The sequence below is a fragment of the Enterococcus sp. AZ009 genome (assembly GCF_050548785.1).
GTDB lineage: Bacteria > Bacillota > Bacilli > Lactobacillales > Enterococcaceae > Enterococcus_D > Enterococcus_D entomosocium.
Genome location: NZ_CP172960.1, coordinates 3,322,955 through 3,347,626, shown reverse-complemented (window position 1 = coordinate 3,347,626; position 24,672 = coordinate 3,322,955). Strand labels below are relative to the sequence as shown.

24 protein-coding genes and 1 other annotated feature are annotated in these 24,672 nt (G+C 43.0%); of the genes, 16 read left to right on the top strand and 8 right to left on the bottom strand.

Annotated elements, in window-relative coordinates:
* Position 1: 1 nt before the first annotated feature.
* The gene (locus tag IGJ74_RS15765) at positions 2 to 1,945 is read right to left on the bottom strand and encodes a BglG family transcription antiterminator (protein ID WP_005233607.1); all 1,944 of its coding nucleotides are present in this window, start codon (positions 1,943 to 1,945) and stop codon (positions 2 to 4) included.
* Between the two features lie 564 nt (positions 1,946 to 2,509).
* Between IGJ74_RS15765 and IGJ74_RS15760 the strand changes: the two genes are divergently transcribed.
* The 6 genes from IGJ74_RS15760 to IGJ74_RS15735 all read left to right on the top strand — a co-directional run bounded on the left by IGJ74_RS15760 (position 2,510) and on the right by IGJ74_RS15735 (position 7,412).
* Positions 2,510 to 3,694: an FtsW/RodA/SpoVE family cell cycle protein gene (locus IGJ74_RS15760; RefSeq protein WP_008379376.1), complete on the top strand. Its 1,185-nt coding sequence runs from the start codon at positions 2,510 to 2,512 to the stop codon at positions 3,692 to 3,694.
* Positions 3,695 to 3,703: 9 nt separating this feature from the next.
* Complete coding sequence (locus IGJ74_RS15755) at positions 3,704 to 4,081, top strand: arsenate reductase family protein (RefSeq protein ID WP_005233612.1); 378 nt, start codon at positions 3,704 to 3,706, stop codon at positions 4,079 to 4,081.
* Complete coding sequence (locus IGJ74_RS15750; protein ID WP_087664570.1) at positions 4,063 to 4,401, top strand: glycine cleavage system protein H; 339 nt, start codon at positions 4,063 to 4,065, stop codon at positions 4,399 to 4,401. Before IGJ74_RS15755 ends, IGJ74_RS15750 begins: the two co-directional genes overlap by 19 nt.
* A gap of 77 nt (positions 4,402 to 4,478) precedes the next feature.
* Positions 4,479 to 4,728: a binding site (T-box leader), on the top strand.
* Between the two features lie 71 nt (positions 4,729 to 4,799).
* On the top strand, positions 4,800 to 5,834 hold the full coding sequence (locus IGJ74_RS15745; protein ID WP_008379383.1) for a methionine ABC transporter ATP-binding protein: 1,035 nt from the start codon (positions 4,800 to 4,802) through the stop codon (positions 5,832 to 5,834).
* Positions 5,827 to 6,513, top strand: coding sequence for a methionine ABC transporter permease (locus tag IGJ74_RS15740; RefSeq protein ID WP_005233617.1), 687 nt, complete (start codon positions 5,827 to 5,829; stop codon positions 6,511 to 6,513). Before IGJ74_RS15745 ends, IGJ74_RS15740 begins: the two co-directional genes overlap by 8 nt.
* Before the next feature lie 44 nt (positions 6,514 to 6,557).
* The gene (locus tag IGJ74_RS15735) at positions 6,558 to 7,412 is read left to right on the top strand and encodes a MetQ/NlpA family ABC transporter substrate-binding protein (RefSeq protein ID WP_010749087.1); all 855 of its coding nucleotides are present in this window, start codon (positions 6,558 to 6,560) and stop codon (positions 7,410 to 7,412) included.
* A gap of 38 nt (positions 7,413 to 7,450) precedes the next feature.
* On the opposite strand, the gene IGJ74_RS15730 is transcribed toward IGJ74_RS15735, so the two are convergent.
* From IGJ74_RS15730 to IGJ74_RS15720, 3 genes are all read right to left on the bottom strand, one after another.
* Entirely contained in the window at positions 7,451 to 8,503 is a 1,053-nt protein-coding gene (locus IGJ74_RS15730) for a helix-turn-helix domain-containing protein (RefSeq protein WP_087664571.1), read from the bottom strand.
* 243 nt (positions 8,504 to 8,746) lie between these two features.
* Positions 8,747 to 9,064, bottom strand: coding sequence for a DUF960 domain-containing protein (locus IGJ74_RS15725; RefSeq protein WP_005233624.1), 318 nt, complete (start codon positions 9,062 to 9,064; stop codon positions 8,747 to 8,749).
* Positions 9,065 to 9,382: 318 nt separating this feature from the next.
* Positions 9,383 to 9,997, bottom strand: coding sequence for a 50S ribosomal protein L25/general stress protein Ctc (locus IGJ74_RS15720; protein ID WP_005227923.1), 615 nt, complete (start codon positions 9,995 to 9,997; stop codon positions 9,383 to 9,385).
* A gap of 300 nt (positions 9,998 to 10,297) precedes the next feature.
* Here IGJ74_RS15720 and IGJ74_RS15715 point away from each other — a divergent pair, with 300 nt between their 5' ends.
* The 3 genes from IGJ74_RS15715 (at position 10,298) to udk (ending at position 12,419) form a co-directional block, all read left to right on the top strand.
* A complete protein-coding gene (locus IGJ74_RS15715; protein ID WP_016621920.1) occupies positions 10,298 to 11,014 on the top strand; it encodes a 16S rRNA pseudouridine(516) synthase in 717 nt (238 codons plus the stop codon).
* A gap of 14 nt (positions 11,015 to 11,028) precedes the next feature.
* The gene (locus IGJ74_RS15710) at positions 11,029 to 11,712 is read left to right on the top strand and encodes a YjjG family noncanonical pyrimidine nucleotidase (RefSeq protein ID WP_016612934.1); all 684 of its coding nucleotides are present in this window, start codon (positions 11,029 to 11,031) and stop codon (positions 11,710 to 11,712) included.
* 83 nt (positions 11,713 to 11,795) lie between these two features.
* Positions 11,796 to 12,419 carry a uridine kinase gene (gene udk / locus IGJ74_RS15705; RefSeq protein ID WP_005227927.1) on the top strand — a complete coding sequence of 208 codons (624 nt, stop codon included), beginning with the start codon at positions 11,796 to 11,798 and terminating at the stop codon, positions 12,417 to 12,419.
* 352 nt (positions 12,420 to 12,771) lie between these two features.
* Here udk and IGJ74_RS15700 read toward each other — a convergent pair whose 3' ends face one another.
* From IGJ74_RS15700 to IGJ74_RS15690, 3 genes are read right to left on the bottom strand one after another with little or no spacing between them, the layout of a single operon-like run.
* Positions 12,772 to 13,245, bottom strand: a complete 474-nt coding sequence (locus IGJ74_RS15700) for a GNAT family N-acetyltransferase (RefSeq protein WP_016612933.1) — start codon at positions 13,243 to 13,245, stop codon at positions 12,772 to 12,774.
* Between the two features lie 11 nt (positions 13,246 to 13,256).
* A complete protein-coding gene (locus IGJ74_RS15695; protein WP_005233642.1) occupies positions 13,257 to 14,573 on the bottom strand; it encodes a sensor histidine kinase in 1,317 nt (438 codons plus the stop codon).
* 3 nt (positions 14,574 to 14,576) lie between these two features.
* A complete protein-coding gene (locus IGJ74_RS15690) occupies positions 14,577 to 15,251 on the bottom strand; it encodes a response regulator transcription factor (protein ID WP_005233644.1) in 675 nt (224 codons plus the stop codon).
* A 131-nt stretch (positions 15,252 to 15,382) separates the two neighbouring features.
* Here IGJ74_RS15690 and IGJ74_RS15685 point away from each other — a divergent pair, with 131 nt between their 5' ends.
* The 6 genes from IGJ74_RS15685 (at position 15,383) to IGJ74_RS15660 (ending at position 21,596) form a co-directional block, all read left to right on the top strand.
* The gene (locus IGJ74_RS15685) at positions 15,383 to 16,105 is read left to right on the top strand and encodes a polyphosphate polymerase domain-containing protein (protein ID WP_218193033.1); all 723 of its coding nucleotides are present in this window, start codon (positions 15,383 to 15,385) and stop codon (positions 16,103 to 16,105) included.
* Positions 16,095 to 16,772 carry a DUF4956 domain-containing protein gene (locus IGJ74_RS15680; protein WP_005233649.1) on the top strand — a complete coding sequence of 226 codons (678 nt, stop codon included), beginning with the start codon at positions 16,095 to 16,097 and terminating at the stop codon, positions 16,770 to 16,772. The genes IGJ74_RS15685 and IGJ74_RS15680 overlap by 11 nt, the downstream gene beginning before the upstream one ends.
* Before the next feature lie 15 nt (positions 16,773 to 16,787).
* Complete coding sequence (locus IGJ74_RS15675) at positions 16,788 to 18,644, top strand: carbohydrate-binding domain-containing protein (protein ID WP_101699368.1); 1,857 nt, start codon at positions 16,788 to 16,790, stop codon at positions 18,642 to 18,644.
* Between the two features lie 170 nt (positions 18,645 to 18,814).
* Positions 18,815 to 20,299 (top strand): ABC transporter permease, encoded by a 1,485-nt coding sequence (locus IGJ74_RS15670; protein WP_016612931.1) that lies wholly within the window; start codon positions 18,815 to 18,817, stop codon positions 20,297 to 20,299.
* A 10-nt stretch (positions 20,300 to 20,309) separates the two neighbouring features.
* Entirely contained in the window at positions 20,310 to 20,975 is a 666-nt protein-coding gene (locus IGJ74_RS15665; protein ID WP_010749095.1) for an ABC transporter ATP-binding protein, read from the top strand.
* Positions 20,976 to 21,143: 168 nt separating this feature from the next.
* Positions 21,144 to 21,596 (top strand): YaiI/YqxD family protein, encoded by a 453-nt coding sequence (locus IGJ74_RS15660; protein ID WP_218193032.1) that lies wholly within the window; start codon positions 21,144 to 21,146, stop codon positions 21,594 to 21,596.
* A gap of 52 nt (positions 21,597 to 21,648) precedes the next feature.
* On the opposite strand, the gene IGJ74_RS15655 is transcribed toward IGJ74_RS15660, so the two are convergent.
* Positions 21,649 to 23,391, bottom strand: coding sequence for an AarF/UbiB family protein (locus IGJ74_RS15655; protein WP_218193031.1), 1,743 nt, complete (start codon positions 23,389 to 23,391; stop codon positions 21,649 to 21,651).
* 182 nt (positions 23,392 to 23,573) lie between these two features.
* Here IGJ74_RS15655 and IGJ74_RS15650 point away from each other — a divergent pair, with 182 nt between their 5' ends.
* Entirely contained in the window at positions 23,574 to 24,668 is a 1,095-nt protein-coding gene (locus IGJ74_RS15650) for a D-alanine--D-alanine ligase (protein WP_087664574.1), read from the top strand.
* Positions 24,669 to 24,672: the final 4 nt, after the last annotated feature.

The window sequence follows — 24,672 nt, the reverse complement described above, 5'->3', positions numbered from 1 at the left end:
ATCAATTTCCTCCTCTTAACAATCTTTGATACAGTTCTTCTTGCGTTTGACTATTAACGATCCATTGAATTTCTTCGGCTGAGTTAAACAATCCGTAAATCGAAGCGATCAACTCTTTTGCCTCGATCATGTTTTCTTCAGCAATCGCAAGCAAAACAATTAGTTGGATTTTTGTGTCTCCCCAAGTAATTGGCGCATCGAGGGTGAGAAAAGCAAGTTTTGTTTCTTTCACTGTATGTGGATCAGCATGTGGAATGGCTACTCCCGTCTTTAAGCCCGTGCTTCCTAGTTCCTCTCGTTCAAATAGAGAATGCTTAAATTTTGTTGTAACAAGCTTTTTTTTCAGATAATCATCTGCTAAAAAATCCAGTACATCTTTTTTTGCTCGAAACTTTTTTTTGACAAAAAGGAAAGTAGGATCTAAATATTTTTGTAATAAAGTCGTTTTCTGGTATTTTTTTGAGTAAAAATTTTTCTCATTCTCATTAAGATTAGATATCTTTGCTGAGATTCTTCCTATTTCTTCGGTAGTAGGAAGCGGCGAAATATAAATAACTGGCGGTGCTGTAATGTCCAATGGAATAGTTGATATGATCAGATCAACAGCCTCAAGAGATGTACTGGCCAGTTTACTCAAAGGAATGATCTCCAATACGGTATCAGCAGCGATCGTCTGTTTGATACGGTTAAAAATCAACTCCGATGTAGCAAAACCAGATTGGCAAACAATTAGTATATGGTTAGTAATTTTTATCTTTTCAAAGGCTAGCTGAAAATGGATCGTCAGAAAAGAAACTTCGTCTTCTGTTAATAAGATTTGAAATCGCTCCTCTAAATCTCCAATTGCATATTTGGTCAATGTATACATTGTTGAGTATTGTTTTTTGATACTTTTTATCAGTGGGTTTTTCAATAAAATTCCTGTCTTTGATCGATGGATCATGGGAACGATATGAGCCAGCAATGTTTGCAGTAATAATTTATCTTGTGTCAGATCTGCGTTTAACATATGTGACATTTTTTGAATAATTTGTTTCGTACAATTTGTGATAGTAGATTCGTGAGGCTCATCCATTTGACCAAAAGGTTCGATGCCGTGTGCTAATAACAAGGAACATACATATTGAATATCTGTATCACTAAATTGAACAGGTAGTTGCTGTTGGATCATTTCAGAAAAATCAACCGCGATCATATAGAATTTCATTCGTCTAAGTTCGTCAAATACTAGCTGCTCTTGTTTTTCAATGTGTTTATCTATAAGAAGTCTTGAAAGAAAAATTCGCAATGAAAGCTTCAAGGATTCAATAGAATAATTATTGACTGGATGGCCGATTGTTTGAGTCATGTCTGAGACAAATTTCTTCGTTAAATCGAGAACCTTAGAGTCAAAGAGATTGTTGACCAAAAGATTTTCACTGGCTTTGGCGTCGGTATACTTCTCTAAAAAAGATTTGAATACGTTTTGAGCAGCAGATTCAACTGAGGTTAGCTTGAGTCCGCTAGTAGTCATTTTTGTTGATACTTGATGGAATCGACAGAAAGCAACGATTTCATCAACATCTTTCTTTATTGACTGGTTGCTAATATAAAAATATTCAGAGAATTCCTGATAATGCATTGGTTTTACTGAAAACAGATAGTTAGCGAAAATAAAGATTTTACGATAATTAGGTGAAAATAGTTCGAGTTTAGTCTCTTTTTTTGCTAACAATCGATAACCATTCTGTTTTGCTGATTCAGAACCAGATAAAAAGATTCCTTTTCTTGGTACTTTTTTGATAGCTAGTCCCGAATCTTTTAGTTTCTTTTCTAAAGTCGTTAAATTGTTATAAACCGTTTTTTGGGATACATTTAACTGCTTTTGAAAAAAAGAGGCAGGGCGAAACTCCGTTTGTTCTAATAGTAGTTGCAACAGTAGTTGTTCTCGATCATTTAAAATCATTGGTTCACCTCCGGAAGCGCTTCCTTAATTGTATTCTAGTGAAATTATGTGGTGGCGTAAATAACATTTCATTACCACATTAATGTGGTAAATTAGGCTCGTCGTGCATCAATTTATATTTTGAGCAGCTTAAGAGAAGTAGTCACGGGTTGCTATTTCTTTGAAATGAAAATAGGGTGGCAATTTTTGACTGAGTTAAAGTTGCTTTGTTCGGTTACTTCGGTTACATTGAGCAAAGAATAATCAAAATAAAGAAGAATAGTTGAAATGAAGTGATTTATTACTAATAAGATATAGACGTATTCAGCGAGTTTTAATAGAAAAATATGCTTCTGAACTTCCTGTCTAATAGATATACTGTAATTATACTCTGATTGATCAGATATGAATCAGAAGTTAGGTCCGCTCTCGTTGTAATTCTTATCAATTTGAATTATTTTTAACCCTCTTTTCCCGAAAATCATTAAAGTTTCTAAATTTTTTGTGAATGCTCATGGACAATCCTTTCTTTTCTCCTCAAATATCACTATAATGGATAAAGATTCTACAGAAGAGAGTGTGGACATGGAAAATTCACGAATAAAAACGAACGATAATCGAATTGACTACGGTGTGATTCTACCCGTATTTTTATTATGTCTGATTGGTGTGGCGTCCTTGTATGTGGCGTTGACGCATGATCCAAATAACCCGAATATGTGGCGAACCTTAGGGTTTCAAGCTTTATGGTATGTGTTAGGTATTATTGCGGTGATTATTATCATGCAGATCAAATCAAAATGGCTCTGGAAATTGACTCCCTATATTTATGGAGCTGGATTAGCCGTCATGTTGGCGCTGTTGAAATTTTATGACCGGACAATGGCTACCTCGACAGGGTCAAAAAACTGGTTCCGTTTTGGTCCCTTTACCCTCCAGCCTTCAGAGTTGATGAAGATTGCCTATATTATGATGTTGGCGTTAGTCGTCACGCAGCACAATGTCAAGCATCGGGAACGGGATTTGAAAACAGATGGGTTGCTGATTGCGAAAATGTTGGCCGTCACGATTCCAGTACTGATCCTGATTACCTTGCAAAACGACTTTGGTACGATGCTGGTCTTTCTGGCGATTTTCGGTGGGGTCTTCTTGATGTCGGGGATCTCTTGGCGAATCGTTGTGCCAGTGATTGCGGCATTCGTGATTCTCGGTGGCGGAACGATTTTCTTAGTGACCACCGATGTTGGTCGTGAGTTGCTGTACAATACAGGGATCTTTAAAGAGTATCAGTTCGCCCGTATCGATTCGTGGCTAGATCCTTTTCATGATACCCAAGGGCAATCCTTCCAATTGGCGTACGCTCTGATGGCGATCGCATCTGGCGGGATGTTCGGGAAAGGATTTAATGTCAGCGATGTGTATGTACCAGTCCGAGAATCCGATATGATTTTTTCAGTGATCGGTGAGAATTTTGGGTTTATTGGCAGCGCGTTTGTCATTTTATTGTATTTTATTTTGATCTACCGGATGATCCGCGTATGTTTCGATACCAACAATGAATTTTATGCTTACTTGGCAACTGGGATCATTATGATGATTCTCTTCCATGTGTTTGAAAACATTGGCGCAAACATCGGTCTCTTACCGTTGACGGGGATTCCACTGCCGTTTATTAGCCAAGGAGGATCTGCCCTATTAAGCAATATGATTGGGATCGGTTTGATTTTATCGATGCGCTATCAAGCTGAGACCGCACCAAAAACACTTTAAGGAGTTCACATGATTACATTTTATTGGTACCCAAAATGCAGTACATGCCGAAATGCGAAGCGTTGGTTAGAAGAGCACGAGATTCCCTTTGAAGCGATCGATATGGTGACCACACCGCCTCAACCGGAACAATTGCTGGCTTGGATCCAATCAAGCGAAGCACCGTTAACCCGTTTCTTTAACACAAGCGGCATGAAATACCGTGAATTGCAATTAAAAGAAAAAGTGCCGACCATGACTGCCCAAGACGCAGCCGACGTGCTGGCAACCGATGGTATGTTGATCAAGCGCCCACTGCTAGTTAGCGGCGACCGCTTTTTGATTAATGGATTTAAAGAAAATGAATATGAAGGAGTCTTACTAGAATCATGGAAAAGAAATGCTTAAGAAAAAAAGATAATTTGTGGGTTTTGTTTAACGGGAAAGAATATTGTGTCGGTTTAACAAAAGAAGCGCAAGAAGAACTTGGTACGGTCACGTTTGCTTCGATTCAAAAAGCAGGAACTGCTTTAAAACAAGGAGAGACCCTTGTTGAGCTAGAAGCGGAAAAAGCAGTCAGTGAATTTCCAAGTCCATTGACGGGCGTGATTTCTTCCGTAAATGAAAAAATCGATCAATCCATTGATACCTTAAATGATGAAGACGAAATGAATGCTTGGCTGGTCAGCTTCAAAGAGGTTGACCCAAGTCAATTTGAAGCTTTGTAAGTCAAATCTGTAAAAACGACTATTTTTTCAAAAAGAATTGACAGTCGGATAAGACGTTGCTATAATTTGCTCAATAAATGAATGCTTTGAAAAGAAGAGTACATGTTCTTAACGTACACAGAGAGCCCTGTTTGGTGTAAATGGGCGACGGAGAGAGGATGGAAGATGGTCTTTGAGCATGATAGGTGAGTGGAAACAAGCCTATCACGGGAGGCACCCGTTACAGTGCAGCAGTATGCGAAGCAATTCAAGTACTGAGCGAGGTTGTTGATGTGAATCGACAGTAAATCAAGGTGGTAACGCGGAAGTTGTGCTTTCGTCCTTTGTAACAGTATAATGTACAGAGGATGAAAGCTTTTTTTGTGTTTAACCAACCAAAGAGGAAAGATGGGAATAACATGGCATTAATCGAATTGTCGCATGTAAAAAAGTCATTCGGCAAAAAGCAAACGGCTGTCCACGCCGTCAATGATGTTTCACTGCAAGTGGAAAAAGGCGATATCTATGGAATCGTTGGCTACTCTGGTGCTGGGAAAAGTACATTAGTTCGTTTGTTGAACGGCTTAGAATTGCCGACAGCAGGAGATGTAGTCATTAACGGTCAAAATATTTTGGCATTGAAAAACAAAGAATTGAGAAACTTCCGTAAAAAAATCGGCATGATTTTTCAGCACTTTAATCTATTATGGTCTCGAACGGTGGCGGAGAACATCGAATTGCCATTGGAGTTGGCAGGCGTTGAAAAAGCAAAACGACGGCAACGGGCGCAAGAGCTGATCAAGTTAGTTGGGTTGGAAGGACGGGAAACTGCCTATCCGGCACAATTGTCTGGCGGACAAAAGCAAAGAGTCGGGATTGCTCGTGCATTAGCGAATGAACCAGAAATTTTGCTGTGTGATGAAGCAACGAGTGCGTTAGATCCACAAACAACAGAAGAAGTGCTGGATCTCTTGCTTTCTATCAATAAAAAATTGCATTTGACGATCGTGCTGATTACCCATGAAATGAACGTCATTCGCAAAATCTGCAACAAGGTCGCGGTGATGGAGCATGGGCAGATCGTTGAAGAAGGATCAGTACAATCGGTTTTCCGTAACCCGCAGCAAGAAGTGACCAAACGTTTTGTTCAGCAAGATTTGGAACCAGAAGAAGATGTTGAAGAACTACGGCAAGCCTTCTTACGAGAAAATCCGCAAGGGCATTTAGTGACCTTGACCTTTACACAAGACAACGCCAATGAACCAGTCATTTCACAAGCGATCCGCCGCTTTCAGATCGATGTCAATGTCGTTTACGGAAAGATCCAACAAACCAATGAAGGATCCTTTGGCGGCTTGACGGTCTTATTGACAGGTGAAGCAAGTGAGGTCGAAAAAGCGATCGCCTTTTTCAAAGAGCAGCAAGTAGGCGTGGAGGTGATTGAGCGTGGATAAGTCATTTGTAGAAACCTATTTTAATTTTGAAAAAGTCGACTGGACCAACATGCAGCAAGCCACTCTGGACACTTTGTTTATGACTTTTTTCTCAATGGTTTTAGTGGTTGTGATCGGTTTGCTTCTAGGATTGGCGCTTTATTCACTAGGGCGTAAACAAACGGCGGGAGCCAACATTTTCTATAATGTGGTTTCCATCATCAGTAACGCCTTTCGCTCAACGCCATTCATGATTTTGATGGTCTTGATCATTCCGTTTACAACATTATTAGTCGGTTCGTTCCTAGGGGCAAAAGCAGCGATCCCAGCATTAGTTTTATCGGCTGCGCCGTTTTATGCTCGGATGGTGGAAATTGCTTTTCGTGAAGTCAATCCTGGTGTGATTGAAGCCGCCGAAGCGATGGGCGCCAGTTACTGGGAGATCATTTATAAGATCGTGATTCCAGAAAGTGTTCCGGCATTGATCTCAGGACTGACGGTCACAACGATCTCAATGATTGGTTATACCGCCATGGCAGGTGCGATTGGTGCCGGTGGGCTAGGCGCTTTGGCTTGGCAAGAAGGATTTCAACGTGGAAATTACACTGTTACGCTTGTTGCAACAGTGATTATTTTAATTATCGTTTTCATTATCCAAGGGGTCGGCGATTTCCTTGCGAAGGCCACCGATAAACGGTAAATGAAACGAAGAACAAAAAGTGGAAAATATGGGAGGAAATGGATATGAAAAAGATTTTTGGTATTGCAACAACCTTATTGTTAACTGCCGCTTTAGCTGCTTGTGGAACGGGCTCAAATTCAGGAAGCTCTGATTCATCTGCGGCTGAGGGAGAATCAACAAAATTAGTGATCGGTGCATCGGTTACGCCTCATGCGGAAATTTTAGAACAAGCCAAACCTTTACTAGCAGAAGAAGGCATTGATCTTGAAATCAAGACCTTCGATGATTATGTGTTGCCAAACAAAGCATTGGAAAATGGCGATATCGATGCCAATTACTTCCAACACATTCCTTACTTGAACAAACAAATCGCAGACAATGGCTATGACTTTGTTAATGCCGGTGCGATCCATATCGAGCCAATGGGTCTTTACTCAAAACGAATCTCTGATATTTCAGAACTAGAAGATGGTGCAACGGTTCTTACTTCCACTTCTGAATCTGACTGGGGCCGTATCCTAACGATTTTACAAGATGCTGACTTGATTACCTTAAAAGACGGCGTTGATACAGAAACGGCAACCTTTGATGATATTGCTGAAAATCCGAAAAACTTAGAATTTAAACATGACGTCGATCCATCTCTTTTGGCGACTGCTTATCAAAACGACGAAGCAGACCTAATTGCCATCAATGCGAACTTCGCATTCGGGATCGATTTGAACCCAGCGGATGATTCTGTTTTATTAGAAGCGGATAATTCTCCTTATGTCAACGTGATCGCTGTCCGCAGTGGTGACGAAGATAGCGACAAAATCAAGAAATTGATTGAAGTGCTTCATTCAGACGAAATCAAAGACTTTGTTGAAGAACAATGGCAAGGTTCAGTGAAAATCGTTGATGCTGACGCAAAATAATTCACTGATAGTAAAATGATTTTAAAAAGAGCGTACCACTATTCAAGTGGGCGCTCTTTTTGTTGCGGAAAGGCAATGATGGGTTGGAAGAAAGAGACGTCTTGCCAAATGCATTCATAGAGTAAGGGCAACTCGGGATGCTTCTTTAAAAGTTTTTCGTAGTGGGGAAGCTGTGTCAAGAAAGCACGGACCAAGCGTTGTGAACGTTCAGATAAGCGAGGATTTAATGGCGGGTAGACAAATAAATTGCCCTCCAATAATGCCCCCAGCAGATGGGCTTGGAAAATTTTCGGCAAAAGAACCTCTAACGGCTGCTCGATTGGATACTGTCTCAAAACTGGGGTGATGATTTGGCATAAGAGGCCAGATTCTTCTGCAGGTACATAGAAAGGCTCCAGTGTTAGAAGCTGTTTCCATAAAAACAAATAGCTGCGTTCGCCGACTAAGTAGAAACTTGGAACAAAGTGTTTGGGAAAAACTTGTTGAGTAAACGTGATTGATGTGTTGGGATAAAAAGCAGTTTTCCGTAACTGATGGATTTGTGTCAGCTCCTGAAACGCTTGATTGGGGGAGATAAGCGCTGGGTTTGCTAAGAGGGTAAGGCGAAAAAGCACATAGCGCAGTTGTCGTTCGTTGCCAGTGATTAAAGGATAACTGCGGCGATCGATAGCTAGTTGATAAGGTGCTAAAAAGTTAGAAAAGGATGAAAAGCGCCGATGCAAACTGGATGGGCTGAGATAATAGCGTTTGTAGAGATCTGCAAAGGAAATAGTCGGCATTTTTAACAAGAGCAAGAGTAGCTGATAATTTGCACTTTTAGTGAATAATGCAGCAATCATTTCCATATGGGGGAGGGAGCAACTGGCTGATTGCTGCAAATGACGTTCTGCACGAATGTGCCCTTGTTGTACATCATAGTGGAAGAATGGGTCCTCGTTTAAATAGCTTGACAGCAGCCGGCGGATCGTTTTGACAGAGATATTTTGGGCGGAAGCAGCTTTATTCAAAGGCAGGGGATTTTCGGTTAAAAGTGTTGTGGAGAGTCGCAGCATTTGCATAATATCTTTTTCAAGGATATTTTTCAACATCATGCACCTCTTTCAGCTAAATTTTGCAACTGTCCTTATTATAAGGGAACTTCATTCGTTATTTTCACTCGCAAAAAATAGTCAATAAAACGTAATAAAAAACGATGTTTTTGTCGAGTATTTATTTGAAATTGCTGCTAGACAGAATTAAATGAAAGGAGGTATGCAAAAAAAAACCGCCTTCTAAAATAAAAAGGGTGGTTTTTTATATAGGTGTCGTTATAAAAAGAGAATGGCGAATGGGCGTTAACGAGTCTCGCTAGGCAATAAAATCGTTTGCCGTTGCCCATCGTCATATACATAGACTTTTTGGGGATACAGGTCGGAATACCGGTACGGTAGATCAACACCAAGTTCGATTTGACTTTGGGCTTGAGAAAAAAGCAGGGTGACACGACCATGATTGTTTTGGACTTCAAAGGTGAGCAGATTTGTCAACGGAATAAACCCTTTTAAATCAAGATCGATGATCAACCAGATACTATCGATCAGTTCGCTAGGTAGTGTTTGAACAATACCGCCAGAAGCGTAACGACTGCGGTGATCATCAAATGTTTCAAACATAATAAACCCCTCCTTCAAGTAGGCTTGCCATTAACATCAAATTTGTCTATTTATCATAATGAAGAACCGTCAAAAATGCAACTACTTCTGCTTTTCTTTTTGGTCAGCGACGCATTTTAACTATTTTCTTAAAAATTTGTTGGGTTGGCTGGACCAAGCTTTCCCAAAGACGTCTTTCAATGGGAAATAGTCAGTTGCAGCATACCAGCTCTTCGTAAGAATGAAAAGGACTCTTGAAGGGAAATCCCTTCAAGAGTCCTACATTTCTTAGAAGTGTCTGTTGATTGAAGACGTGATCTTAAGAACGGTGTTCTATGATTACTCTTCGTCTTCACCGATAACTGCTGGTTCAGCAGCTTCGCCGGCTTCTTCATCTTCAGAGATTTCTTGTGGTTCAGTAACCGCAACGATTTGTTCTTCTGGATCGGTCACGATCGTGTACTCGTCGTTCTTAGGCAGATCAGCCACTGTTAATGAATCGCCGATCTCTAATGACGTCACATCGATCTCAACACGTTCAGGCAATTTGTCTGGTGTTGCTGATACAACGACTGTATACAAGTTTTGTGCTAGAACACCACCAGCTTTGACACCAGCAGATTCGCCAATTAAGGTTACTTCTGCTTCTACTTCGGTTTCTTCATTCATATCGACAGATAGGAATTCAACATGGGTTAAATTGCGTGTGAAGGTATCTGATTGATACTCTTTGATCAGTGTATTGACTTTTTTGCCTTCTAAACTGATCGTGATTACGGTATTCAATCCATTTTCACGCAAGATTTTTTCTAATTCTGCTGCATTGACAGCAATCGGTGTGCTTTCTACTTTGTACCCATTGACAATTGCAGGTACTTTTCCTTCGTGACGCAACTTGTTCCGCAAAGAACGTGGGCGAACTTCTCTTTTCGTAACTTCTAATGATACTGACATAACTCAATTCCTCCTAAAATTTTCTCGTTAGTAACGAGATTTTTTAAGCAAATTTTGTTAACTCTGCACATTAAGTGGTACGTGAGTGAAAACACGCAAAAGGGCAGTTGTGTACACAACTGCCCCAGAAAGTTTTGGTTCAACTTTTCTCCACCAGGTCATAACGCTGTGTATGAGAAACTATATTTACTTTACTCTTTAACCTTACGCAAAAAGACAAAGAAAGTCAAATCATTTGAAATCCTGGCAGTTTCCTTTCGCTAGATCCTAAGCTATAATAGCCACTATGGAGAAAAATTTATGCGTTTAGATAAAGTGATCGAGCAACAATTGAATACATCTCGGAAAGAGATGAAACGGTTGTTCCAGCAAGGAAAGGTCTTTGTGGATCATAGGATTGAGCGAAGGCCCGAGCGCAACGTCGATAGCAGCTTGCATCAAATCATGGTTGCGGGGCGGCAGTTGGAAACACAGGAACGCTATTATATCGTCAACAAGCCCAAGGGTGTCGTTACAGCCAATCTGGATCAACAGCACCAGACAGTGATCGCTTTGATTGCACCCGAAGATCAACATCCTGATCTTTATGCCGTCGGTCGATTGGATCGGGACACGGAAGGGTTGGTATTAGTTACGACGAATGGTCAGTTAGGCTATGACTTGCTGCATCCCACCAAAAAGGTGACCAAGCGATATGAAGTGGTGGTCAATGACTTGGTGACTCCTGAAGATGTGGCGGCATTTGCCACAGGGATCACCTTTCATGGTGGTGTCACTTGCAAACCAGCTGCCCTAACGATCATCGATGCCCGAGCGGATCATTCCTTTGTTTCGTTAGAAATTGCTGAAGGCAAGTTCCATCAAGTGAAAAAGATGTTTTTAGCCCGAGGGAAAAAAGTCATCCAGCTGAAACGAACAGCGATGGGTTCGCTGGTTCTACCAGATGATTTAGCAGTGGGCAGTTATCGCTCGCTGACGCAAGAAGAATTAAAAGGACTGGCGGCGCATTTCCGCTGAGAAAGAGGGAGAAAATGAAGTATAAAACATTATTATTTGATGTCGATGACACGATCCTCGACTTTCAAGATACCGAAGATCAAGCCTTAAAAGCACTGTTTGAAGCTCATGGCTTGGAAATGACTCCAGAGCGCAAACAAAGCTATCAAACGATCAATCATGATTTGTGGCAGCAGTTTGAGCAAGGGAAAATCACGAGAGACCAAGTCATCAATGAGCGTTTCGGCTTGTTTTTTGAAACGCAAGGCATTCAGGTCGATAGTCCAGCAGTTGAATTGGCGTACCGAGAATTTCTAAATGAAGGACATAAACTGTTAGACAACAGTGATGAGATCTTAGCAGAGTTGGCGCAGCATTTTGACCTATACGTGGTTACGAACGGGGTTTCTGAAACCCAGTACCGTCGCTTGGAAGATGCCAAATTGAAGCCCTATTTCCGTGATATTTTTGTTTCAGAAGACACGGGTTATCAAAAACCAATGAAAGAATATTTTGACTACGTGTTTGCCCGCATACCAAACGTTAAAAAACAAGAAACAGTCATTATTGGCGATTCACTGACTTCAGATATCTTAGGCGGACAATTGGCAGGGATCGACACGATTTGGTTTAATCCAAAGAAAAAAAACAGTGGTGAGATTCAGCCTACCTTTGAGATCGAACGCTTGCAGCAATTACTTCCTTTATTGCAGCACTGATTCTACAGAAACAGTAGTAATTTGCCGAATTTTCGCTATAATAGAACCAGTGTGAATTTTTTAAGATGAAAGAGGTTAATTGAATGACGAATGGCAAGCCCATTATTATTGGTGTGACAGGTGGATCAGGTAGTGGAAAAACAAGCGTGAGTCGGGCGATCTTTAATCATTTCCCCAACCATTCTATTATGATGCTTGAACAAGACTCCTACTATAAAGACCAAAGTGATCTGAGCTTTGAAGAACGGTTGAACACCAACTATGACCATCCTTTTGCATTTGATACTGATTTGTTGATCGATCACTTGCAGCAGCTGCTTGCATATCAAACGATCGAAAAACCTGTCTATGATTATGTCGCTCATACCCGCAGCGAAGCAACGATCATTCAAGAACCCAAAGAAGTCATTATCTTGGAAGGGATCTTGATTTTAGAAGATGAACGTTTGCGTAATTTAATGGATATTAAACTTTATGTTGATACAGATGATGATATTCGCATCATTCGCCGGATCAAACGTGATATGGAAGAGCGTGGCCGGACGTTGGATTCTGTGATCGAACAATACTTGACGGTCGTAAAACCGATGTATCATCAATTTATCGAACCGACAAAACGGTATGCTGATGTCATCGTACCAGAAGGCGGCGAAAACCACGTAGCCATTGATTTGATTACGACCAAAGTGGCAACCTTCTTATCCTAAGGTTTCTTGAATCCATCGATTTGAACGTTTCTTTTGAGAAGAAACAACTGGTTCATGTAAAACTGCTGATAAGTGCTCTTTCTTGAAAGATGTTTATCCGCAGTTTTTGATTTTATAAAAAAAAACAGTAGTATTCCGACTAATTTTATGGTAAAGTAATCCTCATGCGACGAGTCGAGAAGGTCTAGCATTAGCTGACCAGATTGATAGCAGAGGCACACCGCGTAAGCAACCTACCGGATTTGTAGGGTGTCGGAATATTCCTTTTGTGGAGATAGGGTATTCTACTAGCAATAGTACTGTGAGTGAAAAAAGCTGTGAACAATTTTGTTCACAGCTTTTTTTTGTTTATTTACGTGAGAGAACAGCGATAGATGGTGGAAGACTCTCCCCAAGGGTGGTAGCCAGTGCCGATCGGTTCGAAAGCAAACTGCTCATAAAAAGTAGAAAGATCCGTACATAGATACAGAGAATCAAAACCAGCTCCAGCAGCGCGCTGTTTAGCTGTTTCGATCAAAAGGCGGGCACCGCCTTGGCCACGCCACAAAGGGTCCACATACAAGGCGCAAAGCCAAGGCGTCAAATCCATCCGACTGATGAAGTCGTTGGGGATCAAGCCGCCGCAGCCGATGATTTGATAAGGTCCGTCTGCTGCGATTTCTTCGTTGACCAGCAGTAGCCATTGCGGCAAAATGCTTGTTGAAAAACTATGGGTCAGGCTGTCTTCATAAACCATGAGGGAATCGGGGCCAGCCCACTGTTTTTGGAAGTAACGGATCGCTTCTGCTAAGTATTCAGGGTGTTCTTTAAGGGTGATGACCTGCATTTTTTTCTCCTTTATCCTTCTTTAGGTAAGCGAATCTGAAAAATAACCCCTCGTGGCTGCAGATCTTTGACCAGAATTTGTCCTTTGTGCTCTTCGACGATTTGCTTGGCGATCGCTAAGCCTAAACCATAGCCGCCGGTCTCCTTGGAGCGAGAACGATCCTCGCGGTAGAAGCGGTCAAAGATGCGAGCTTTCTCTTCATCGGAAATAGTTGGTCCCGTGTTTTTGACCTCGATCAGCCATTGCTTGTTAGAAATCTCCGATAAGAGCGTAATTTTATCACCACTGCTGGTATATTTTAAGGCATTATCTAGGAGAATCACGAGGACTTGATGAATTTTCTTTTGATCAAAGCAAGCGGTCGTTTTGGCAAAATTTTCGACAATAAAATGTTTTTGATCCAGTTCGGCAATTTCTTTGAAAGGTTTGACTAAGTCATCGATAAACGGAACTAATTCGACGGTTTCTTTCGTTAACAGCAGTTGATTGGAATCACTGCGGGCAATCGTTAGTAGATCAGCCGTTAATCCAGTTAGCCGTCGGGTTTCCGCTAACGCTTGTGCAATGCTTTCAGATTCTTCAATGATCGTATGATTGGGCTTGGTAAACAGGCGCTCCAGACTATTTTGAATGATCGTCAATGGTGTGCGCAGCTCGTGAGAAGCATTTTCGACAAATTCTTGTTGTTTCTTCCACGAGGCTAAAATTGGGCGCATGTTCAAGCTGGAAAGCAAGTAGCTGATCCCGATCGAGAGAATCCAGAAAAAAATCATCGATAAAATCAAGATGGTTTGGAAATTGTTCATGGCATTTTTGATTTGATTGGTGTTCGCTAAGACTTGGATATAGCCGACCCCGGCGTCATTGGTTGGGGCTTTGGTGGTGATTGAGCGAAACAAAAGTGTCTCTTCTTCCTCTGACAAGGACTGATCCACCACTGAAAAAGACGTGATACTGTCTAAATGGCTCGTATCTAAAGATAGACTTGCCAATTGTGAAAAACGGCCGCCTAAAGTCTGTTTGTTTAAAATCTCGCCGTCCTCAGACCAGAGGATCAACTGGGTGTTGAAGCGATTGGTACCAGGGATCTTCGGCATTGCACTATCTGGTGGCAATACCTCTAGATTGGATTGCGAAGCGCTGATCTCAGCTTGGATCAAGCGGGTATCTTTGACTGCTTGTTCCAAAGAAATATCGGTTTGACGATAAGCCGATTGGTTGAATAATTGGAGCACGATCGTTCCTAAAAGTAAGAAGACCAAAGCAAAGGCACTGACATTTAGGAGAAAGGAGTGCAGCCGTTGTCTCTTAGAGCGTTCTTTATTCATAGACTAGGCTCCTTGCATAATATAGCCGACATTTCGCAACGTACGGATCTCTTTGTCGATTCCTGTCTGGCGCAAGTGTTTTCGCAGATTGCTCATGTAGACTTCTACGACAGTCAGGGTCGTTTCTGAATCGAACCCCCAGATGCGATCAAAAATCTGTTCCTTGGTCAAAATAATGTTTCTATTTTGTAGAAAATAGAGCAGTAGCTCAAATTCTTTCCCTTGAATCGGTAAAAGCTCCCCTTGATAGCTGACCTCGTTGGTGCCAAGGTTACAGAGCAACCCGTTATATTCCAGTGTATTTTCATTGAACAAACCTAAGGAGCGTTTTAGCAACGCTTTGATCCGCATCAATAATTCTTCCCGATAAAAAGGCTTGGTCAAATAATCATCAGCCCCTTTTTGAAAGCCGGTTACTTTGTCTTCTAAGCCGTCTTTGGCTGTTAAAATCAGGACGGGTGTTTGGAGTCCTTTTTTTCGTAATGCTGAAAGCACCTCATAGCCGTTCATCTCAGGCATCATCAAGTCAAGAATAATCAAGTCATAGATCCCCGTTTCCGCCTCGTACAAGCCTTCACTGCCATCATATGCTTGCGTGACTTCACCGATTTCGCTGACGATCTCTTTCATATTTTCAGATAATGTTTTGTCATCTTCGATTACTAATAATTTAATCATGTTCCCACCTCTTTAAGGATAAGAATAGCACGAATAGCATAAAAAATGCTTAAAAAAACTGTTTTGTCTTAAGCTGCATTTAAGATAGCTGCCGTAAATTCAGTGCATGGATTTCAAGGGAGGAACATTTTATGAAATTAAAAAAAGTCTTTCAAAGAAAAGAGACGAAATATCTATTGACTAAGGAGCAATTTCCAGCATTTCTTGGCGAGTTGCAGCAAAAAATGGCGATCGATGAATATGGGCAACACACGATTATGTCCTTGTATTATGATACCCAGGATTACCGCTTTATTCGTCATTCGATGGACAAACCGAAATACAAAGAAAAATTTCGGGTCCGCAGCTATGGGGTACCGACAGAGCAACAGTTGATTTTTTTAGAGATCAAGAAGAAAGTCAGTGGCGTGGTCTACAAACGCCGCGTTCCGATGCCCTATGCTGACTATTGCCGCTGGTTGCAAACGGGGGTCTTGCCGTCAATGGAGGAAGCCCCGCAAATCGCCGCGGAGATCCACTGGTTATTTAAGAAAAACCCGGACCTGCTACCAAAAGTCTTGATTGCCTATGATCGCCTGTCGCTGTTTGTTGATGATGATAGTGAATTTCGCGTGACGTTCGATCAAAACATTCGCTTTCGCACCTGCGATCTCATGTTAGGTTCCGGTAGTGACGGTGAACTAGTAGCACCGGAAGTCGGAGTGTTGATGGAAGTCAAAGCCCTCGGCTCTTATCCAATATGGTTTGTGGAACTGCTGAACAAATACAGTGTGCGCAAAGGCAGCTTTTCAAAATATGCCCAAACCTATCAACGGCATTTATTCAAGAAGGAGGAACGGTTACATGTTATCTAGTCTATTTTCTGGCGATACGAGCACCCTTGAATGGAGTAGCTTATTGATCTGTATCGCCGCCTCATTGCTTTTAGGATTATTAGTGGCAGCGATCCATATGATCCGCAATGTCTATACGAAAAACTTCGTCATTACCTTGGCAGTCTTACCGATTCTCGTTCAATCGGTGATCATGCTAGTCAACGGCAATCTTGGCACAGGGGTGGCGATCTTAGGTGCCTTCAGTTTGATTCGTTTCCGCTCGGTTCCCGGGGGTTCTAGAGAGATTACCAGCGTCTTTTGGTCGATGGGGATCGGTCTGGCAACTGGGATGGGGTATGTCGGCTATGTTGTCATTTTTTCCATTATCGTGGCGCTTTTCTTGACCCTTTTATATACGATGCCCTTTGGCGATCGACAAGCCACGAGTGAACGGGAACTGAAGGTCACGATTCCGGAAGATTTGGATTATCCACAATTATTCGATGATCTCTTTGAAAAATATACGCATTCTGCCAAACTGACATCGGTTCGAACGACGACGATGGGAAGCTTGTATGAATTGCGCTATCAGTTGCTGTTAAAAGACCAAGCGCAAGAAAAGCAAATCATTGATGAAGTTCGGGTTCGTAATGGCAATTTACCTGTTGTTTTAGGCAAGCTCACCGCTAACCGCGATGAGCTGTAGAAGGAGGAACCTTTTATGAAAAAACTCATTTATCCACTCTTGCTCTCATCGCTGCTCTTAGGCGCTTGCGGGCAAACCGATAGTACTAGCACGAGCAGCAGTTCCAGTTCCGCAGCAGCAGTTTCCGGTTCTGCCGCAGTGACCAACGTTTCAACGACCCTTGATGATTCTGTGGACTATTACGGTAGTTACGAAGAAGAAGATGTTGATGCTTCCTACGATGAGGCAACTGCTACGCAACTTGAATTGAATGGCAGCGACACGACGGCTGTTGATGGCGTTTCAGTGGAAGACCAAACCGTGACGATCACCCAAGCCGGCACCTATGTCGTCAGCGGGTCGTTAAGTAATGGCCAACTGGTTGTCAACGTCAACAAAGAAGAAAAAGTCCATCTGATCTTTGCCGGTGTCACGATCACCAATGAAGACGGGGCGGCCGTCGTCATCGAACAAGCAGAAAAAGTCATCACGACCTTAGCCAGTGATACGACGAATACTCTGACGGATGGCAGCAGCTACACCTTGGCTGAAGGCGAGACAGAACCAGATGCTGCCTTTTATAGTAAAGAAGATTTGTCCATCAACGGCGATGGGACGTTGGTGATCACAGGAAATTACAGCAACGGATTGCGCAGCAAAGATGATTTGGTTTTAGCAGGGGGGACGATTGAAATCACAGCGAAAAACAATGCCATCAAAGGAAAAGATTCCGTGTCGATCTTGGCGGGGAACTACACACTGAACACCACTGAAGGAGATGGCATCCAAGCGAATAATACGGAAGATGCGGAAAAAGGCTACGTTGCGATTGATGGTGGTACCTTTACGATCCAAAGTGGTCGTGACGGGATCCAAGCAGAAACAAATTTAAGCATCCAATCAGCTGATATCACGATCAAAACGGCTGACGGAGCCCAAAGTCAGTCGCTAGTGACGGATGAAAGTTACAAAGGATTGAAAGCTGGCGGTGTGATGACCATCAGCAGCGGCACCTTTGCGATCGATAGTGCGGATGATAGCTTGCATGCCAATGATACGATCAACATTGCAGGTGGCACGATCACTGCCAGCAGTGGCGATGATGGGATCCACGCCGACAATGAATTGACGATCTCCGACGGAACGATTTCTATCGAAGAATCCTATGAAGGATTAGAAGCAAGTGTAATCACGATTGCAGGTGGCACGACACACGTCGTGGCTAGCGATGATGGGATCAATGCCGGTGGTGGCAGTGATACGGATGAAACAACGGGACAATTTGGTCAAGACAGTTTTGGCGGCGGCCCTGGCGGCGGCGATACCGCGGATGACAGTAAACAGATCACGATCACTGGTGGAACGTTGGTCATTGATGCCGAAGGGGATGGCCTGGATAGTAATGGCAATGTCACCATGAGTGATGGCGTCGTCATCGTAAATGGTCCAACGACCGGTGGCAATGGTGCTTTGGACTATAACGGCACATTTGAACTCACCGGCGGCGTCTTGTTAGCGGCAGGCACGACCGATATGGCCATGAACGTTAGCGGTGGTAGTCAACAGTCGATCGGAATCAGTTTCGATCAAACCCAATCAGCCGAGACCCTAGTGACCTTAAAGGACAGTCAAGGTCAGACGATCTTGTCCTATGCCCCAAGCAAAAGCTACCAACACGTGGTTCTTTCCAGCCCAGATTTGACCGATAGCAGCTATACGTTGGTCAGTGGTGGGACGAATGATGCACAAGCAGTCTCCGGTTATTATGCTGGCGGAACCCTCAGTGATGGGACAGAGTTAGGAACATTGTCCGTCACGGATACTATCGCTAACTTGACCCAATCAGGTGCAACAGCGACAACCAATCAGATGGGCGGTGGTTTTGGTCGTTAGTTGAAGTTTCACCGATCATCACCAAATGGTTATCAATAAATCGAACAGATCGCAGGCAGCCGTTGCGGTCTGTTTCTATGATTCAAAAAATCAGGAGACGGTTTAAGGTCAATTTAAGCTAGGATCCTTATAGTCGAAAGACAATAAATAGCTATTCAGGAGGAACAAAGATGAATTTTTTGAAACGAGGTCTCCAAAGTTTATGGGCGAAAAAAGGCCGGAGCCTGTTGCTGATCGCCGTATTTTCTGCAATCTTGATTTTTGTATTGGCGGGTCTGACGATTCGCAGTGCGGCACTAGTAGCGACTGAAAATGCCCAGAAAAGTGTTGGCGCAACTGTGACGTTGCAAGCAAACCGCGAGCAGGCTTTTCAGCAAAGGAGCTCTTCTTCTGACAGCGATGACCAAAGCACCCGACCAGATCCAGGGAGTTTTCAATCGACACCAGTAGCGATTACTGATGCCCAAGCGATCGCCGATTTAGACGGGGTTGCCTCATATAGTTTTGAAGTCAGCACCTCTGCTGATGCCGTCAGCGGGATCGAACCGATCTCCAGCAGTGACTCATCGACAGAGTCAGAAGCAACCGATAGCAGCGAGACGGGGCAAATGGACGGTATGCCAGGAGGAATGCCTGGTGGGAATATGAGTACGGGTGATTTCCAAATCACTGGTGTATCAAGCAGTGCGGCGTATACGACTTTTTCGGAAGGAACAGCGACGATCACGGATGGAGAAGGAATTACTTCTGAGGATGAAGGTACGAACCAAGTCCTGATCGAATCCTCACTAGCTGAAGCGAATGATTTGGCGGTCGGAGATACGTTTTCGATCACTGATGCAGAGGACAATGAAGTAGAAGTGACGATCAAGGGAATCTATGAAACGAGTGAAGTTGGCAACAGCATGAGCCAAATGTTTAACTTTCTCAACCCAGCCAACACGATCATTGCCTCTTATACTCTTGCCAATACGTTGAGCGGCAATGAGGACACCATTGATTCAGCAACCTATACCTTGAGTGATCCGTCTGAGATGACAGCATTCGTGGAAGAAGCGGAAGGGTTGATCGATACAGAAACCTACAGCATTCAAACCAACGATCAAATGTATCAGTCGATGCTGACACCATTGAATAATGTTGCTAGCTTTGCAAAAAATATTATTGTGTTAGTTGCTGCTGCCGGTATCATTATTTTGACGTTGATCGTGATGATGTCGATTCGGGAACGTCGCTATGAGATTGGTGTATTGCTCTCTTTAGGCGAGTCACGGGCTAAAGTGATCCTACAGTTTTTCACAGAGATTTTTGTCTGTATGGTGTTTGCTTTAGGGATCGCGGCCGCTAGCGGCAATCTTGTCGGGAATGCCGTCGGAGAGCAATTATTGGCACAACAAACAGAGACAACGACTGATCAAGCAGCCACTGAAAACGCTGGTCCTGGAGGCGGGGAGATGCCGCAAATGGGCGGAAATCGTGGTGGTTCTTTCCCATCCTTCACCCAATCAGCAGAAGTGGAGTCCTTGGAGATCACCGTTTCCCCTCAACAAATTGGTTTATTGGCATTACTCGGTCTAGGGATCAGTTTTGGCTCGATCTTACTCTCTTCCGCGGGCATTTTGCGGTTGAATCCGAAAAAAATCTTGGTTTCTTAGGAGGAACGACATGACATTACGAACAGAACAATTAGGATATTGGTATCAAAGCGAAGCAGAAGCGCTGTTTCGTGACGTTGATTTGACCTTTGAACCTGGCAAGATGTATGCGATCTTAGGTTCCAGCGGATCGGGGAAAACAACTTTCCTGTCACTGATCACGGGCCTAGATACACCGAAAGAAGGAAAGATTTTCTACAATGAAGAAACGTTAGCAAAAATCGGATTGCGAGAATACCGCCGCAAAGATGTTTCCATCGTGTTCCAAGCGTATAATCTATTGCCTTATATGTCGGCACTGGACAATGTGATCACAGCCATGGCGATCGCGAAGTCGCAGCAAGCCGATAAAAAGGCCTATGCTTTAGCCAACTTAGCCAAAGTTGGCATCACGGAAGAGCTGGCACTGAAAAAAGTGACCCAATTATCGGGTGGGCAACAGCAGCGGGTCGCTATCGTTCGCGCGTTGTGCTGTGAACATGAGCTGATCGTAGCCGATGAACCGACTGGAAACTTGGATGAAACGACATCTAAAGAAATCGTCAAACTGTTTCAAGAAATTGCCCATGAGCAAAAAAAATGTATCATCTTAGTGACCCATGAACAAGAGGTAGCAAAGGCTTGCGATGTCGTTTATGAGCTAAAAGAACGAGCATTTTCTAGAATTGAAGGATAAGCTTTACTTATGGCAACTGCTAGTTAGTGAGACAAAGATCGCCATTCTTATTCCCCTCATTGAGCAATACTGAAATGAAAATACTGCAAAGTCTGCTTGCATCTTCTAGGTGCTCCTCTTACAATAGAAGTAATTGTAAACGAAGAAATTTGTGAGAGGAGCAAGCAGATGCGGCTTTTTATTGACGGCGACGGTTCGCCGGTGAAAAATGAAGTGATCGAGCTGGCTCAGCAGTATCAGCTGCCGGTAGTAATCGTGACCAGTGTCGATCATTATACGACCAAAGACTATCCCGCCCATGTCCACTTTGTCTATGTCGACAAAGGCTCGGATCGCGCGGATTATGAAATCGTGAAGGAGATAGAACCCGGCGATTTTCTCGTCACCCAAGATTATGGCTTAGCCTCGTTAGTCTTGCCCAAAAAAGCACGAGTTTTTCACCATAACGGTACAGAGTATTTGCCAGAAACGATCGATTTTTTATTAGGTCAACGCTACTTAGGTGCGCAGATGCGTAAAGCAGGCAAGCGCACAAAAGGACCGAAGCCCTTTACGAAAGAGGATCGGGAAGTCTTCAAACGAATCTTTGAAAACGAATTGCGACAGACCCTTGCAAAATAAGCACCCTCAAGACCCAGCTTCTGCATGAGACACGGGAATTGAAGGTGCTTATTTATTTCTTACGAAAACGATCATAAAAGTATTTGCCGACTAAAGCTACGATCGCGAAAAATGCCAAGGTATATCCGAAGATCCCCATCTGATGGACGAAGGCTCCTTGTTGCGGACTAGCCACCACCAATAAGGAAGAGCCAAGGATGACCGCAGCTAGAATAATACCGATCACCAGTCGATTGACCATCTGATCAAAGCGATCCAATAGCTGTTTTTGTTCGCGGATCTCTAAATTTAACCGGTGTTTACCAGTGGCAAAAGTGTCTAAGACAGCCAAGGTTCGATCAGGAAGATGGCTAAGTGCCCGCAAGCTTTTTGCGGTTGCCAATGCGCTTTTTTTCACCTCGTCTTCAATACTCAGCTGCTGTAAGAAATATTTTTGTGCAAAAGGCTGAGTGACTTCCATCATTGATAATTCGGGGTCTAAGGCTTTGATCACACCTTCCAAGGTGCCAAAAGCCTTAATCAGCAAGGTGATGTCTCGATGCATCTGCAGTTGGTTATCATGGCAGATCGTGATGACTTCCCCCATCACTTTTTGCAAGTCGATATCCTTTAGCGGCATATTATAGTAGTTTTCAACAAATTTTTGAAGATCCTGATAGAAGGCGACTTCATCAAAGGAACTGCCGCTGCTGTTGCACAAACGCAAGACAGCTTTGCCGACTTCTTGGGTGTCTTGGGTATACAAAGCAATCAATGCATCAGCTAAGCGACTGCGTAATGACTGATCCAAGTGTCCCATCATCCCAAAATCTAAGAAAATCACTTGGTAAGGCGGCATAATCGCTTCTTCTTGCCACTTCAATGAATAATCAACACCGCCGAGGACACCGACGCGCTGTTGGACTTGGAATGGTTTTGGTCGGTTGGTTTGATCTGTGAAGACATGTAAAAAAAGATTGCCAGGATGCGGATCAGCGTGAAAGAAGCCATCTTCAAAGACTTGCTTCATAAAGTTTTCGACTAATAGCGTTCCCACTTGTTTTTTCACTGCTTTCACGGACTGATTGTCATAAACGATATCTTGATTGCTGCGGGTCAGCAAGCAGTTCAAACTTTCACCGGCCATGTAATCCATGACTAATACTTTTTGGGTGCACCATTCGGGATAAACTTTTGGCAATGCCAATTGCGGGTTTTGGTGATTGTTTCGGTAGAATTCCTGCGCATTTTTCATCTCTTGCAAAAAATTCGTTTCATTGGCAAGGGATCGTCTGACTTCGCTTAACACGCTTTTTAAATCCACCACATTGGCTTCTGGAATTGCACGAACTAACGGTAGAGCCTTATCAAAAAGATCGAGATCTACTTGAATCGCCGCAATGATTCCCGGATGCTGCACTTTGACGATCACTTCTTTGCCGCTGATCAAGTTTGCTCGGTGGGCTTGTCCGATGGAAGCTGAGGCGACTGGGATTTCATCAAAAGCGGAAAAAACTTTCGTTAGTGGCTGCTGTAGTTCTGCTTCCAGCAGTGCTTTGACCTTGGGAAATGGATCGCTTTTGACATTGTCTTGTAACTGCTTGAAGGCATCAACGAAAGTGCTGGAAAGTAGGTCATTGCGGACCGAAAGCATCTGCCCGATTTTGATAAATGTTGGTCCTAATTCTTCAAACGCTTGACGCACCATTTCGGGATGCTGCTGTTTGCTGATATTTTGAACGACTTTGTATTTCAAAAAGACTTGAAGGATTTGTTTTAATCGTCCTTTTCTAGAAGGAGCAGTTTGTTCTGTCATAGGTCCCACCTCTTTAAACGTGCCGTGATATATTCATAGTACTGACAAAATGAAAAACATTCAACTAACGACTGTGTAAGCTTAAAGAAATTTCTGCAAGATTTAATGCCGGTTGGTCGATTTTGTGCTAAAATGTGGAAGACTTAGTTTGGTAGAATCAATGAATACAGGAGGAAATTCTTTTGAAAATCATTTTATTATACGGGGGACGCAGTGCAGAGCATGAGGTATCACTGTTATCCGCTTTTTCAGTTGTTAATGCTGTATATTATAATTACTACCAAGTTCAATTAGTAATGATCACTAAAGAAGGACGCTGGTTAAAAGGCCCATTATTGTCTGAGGCGCCAACGTCATCAGATACTTTGGCATTGACCAACGAAGAGACCAAAGGGGAAGAAATTTCACCTGGGGCCATCTATGAAGAAGACGCGATCGTCTTTCCATTGCTCCATGGACCAAACGGCGAAGACGGCACGATCCAAGGGTTTTTAGAAACCATCGGAATGCCTTATGTCGGAGCCGGTGTCTTGACTAGTGCCTGCGGGATGGACAAAATCATGACCAAGTACATCTTGCAAGCTGCGGGAATTCCGCAAGTTCCCTATGTACCAGTCTTGAAAAATGCGTGGAAAGAAAATCCGAAAAAGATTTTCGATCAATGTGAAGGCAGTCTGCTTTATCCGATGTTTGTCAAACCTGCCAACATGGGCTCAAGTGTCGGTATCTCGAAAGCCGAGAACCGTGAAGAACTGCAAAATGCGCTACAAGAAGCGTATCGCTATGATACCCGAGCGATCGTTGAACAAGGAATCGAAGCCCGTGAGATCGAAGTCGCTGTTCTTGGAAACGAAGACGTGCGGACCACCATGCCGGGAGAAATCGTAAAAGATGTTGCGTTTTATGATTACAATTCCAAATACATTGACAACCGAATCGAGATGCAGATTCCTGCACAAATTCCCGAAGAAACACAAGCCAAAGCCCAAGAGTTTGCGAAAAAAGCCTATACGATGTTGGGCGGCAGTGGGTTGAGCCGTTGTGATTTCTTTTTGACCAATAAAAACGAGCTCTTTTTAAATGAGCTGAACACGATGCCGGGATTCACTGAATTCAGCATGTACCCATTGCTATGGGAAAAGACCGGATTGCCGTATGGTGATTTGATTGAAGAATTGATCCAATTAGGGATGAATCGTTTCAACCAAAGACGTTCTTTCTTGACGAATGTGGAAGAAGCAGAAGTTGAAGCAGAGAATGAAAAAGAAGCAGAATAAATAG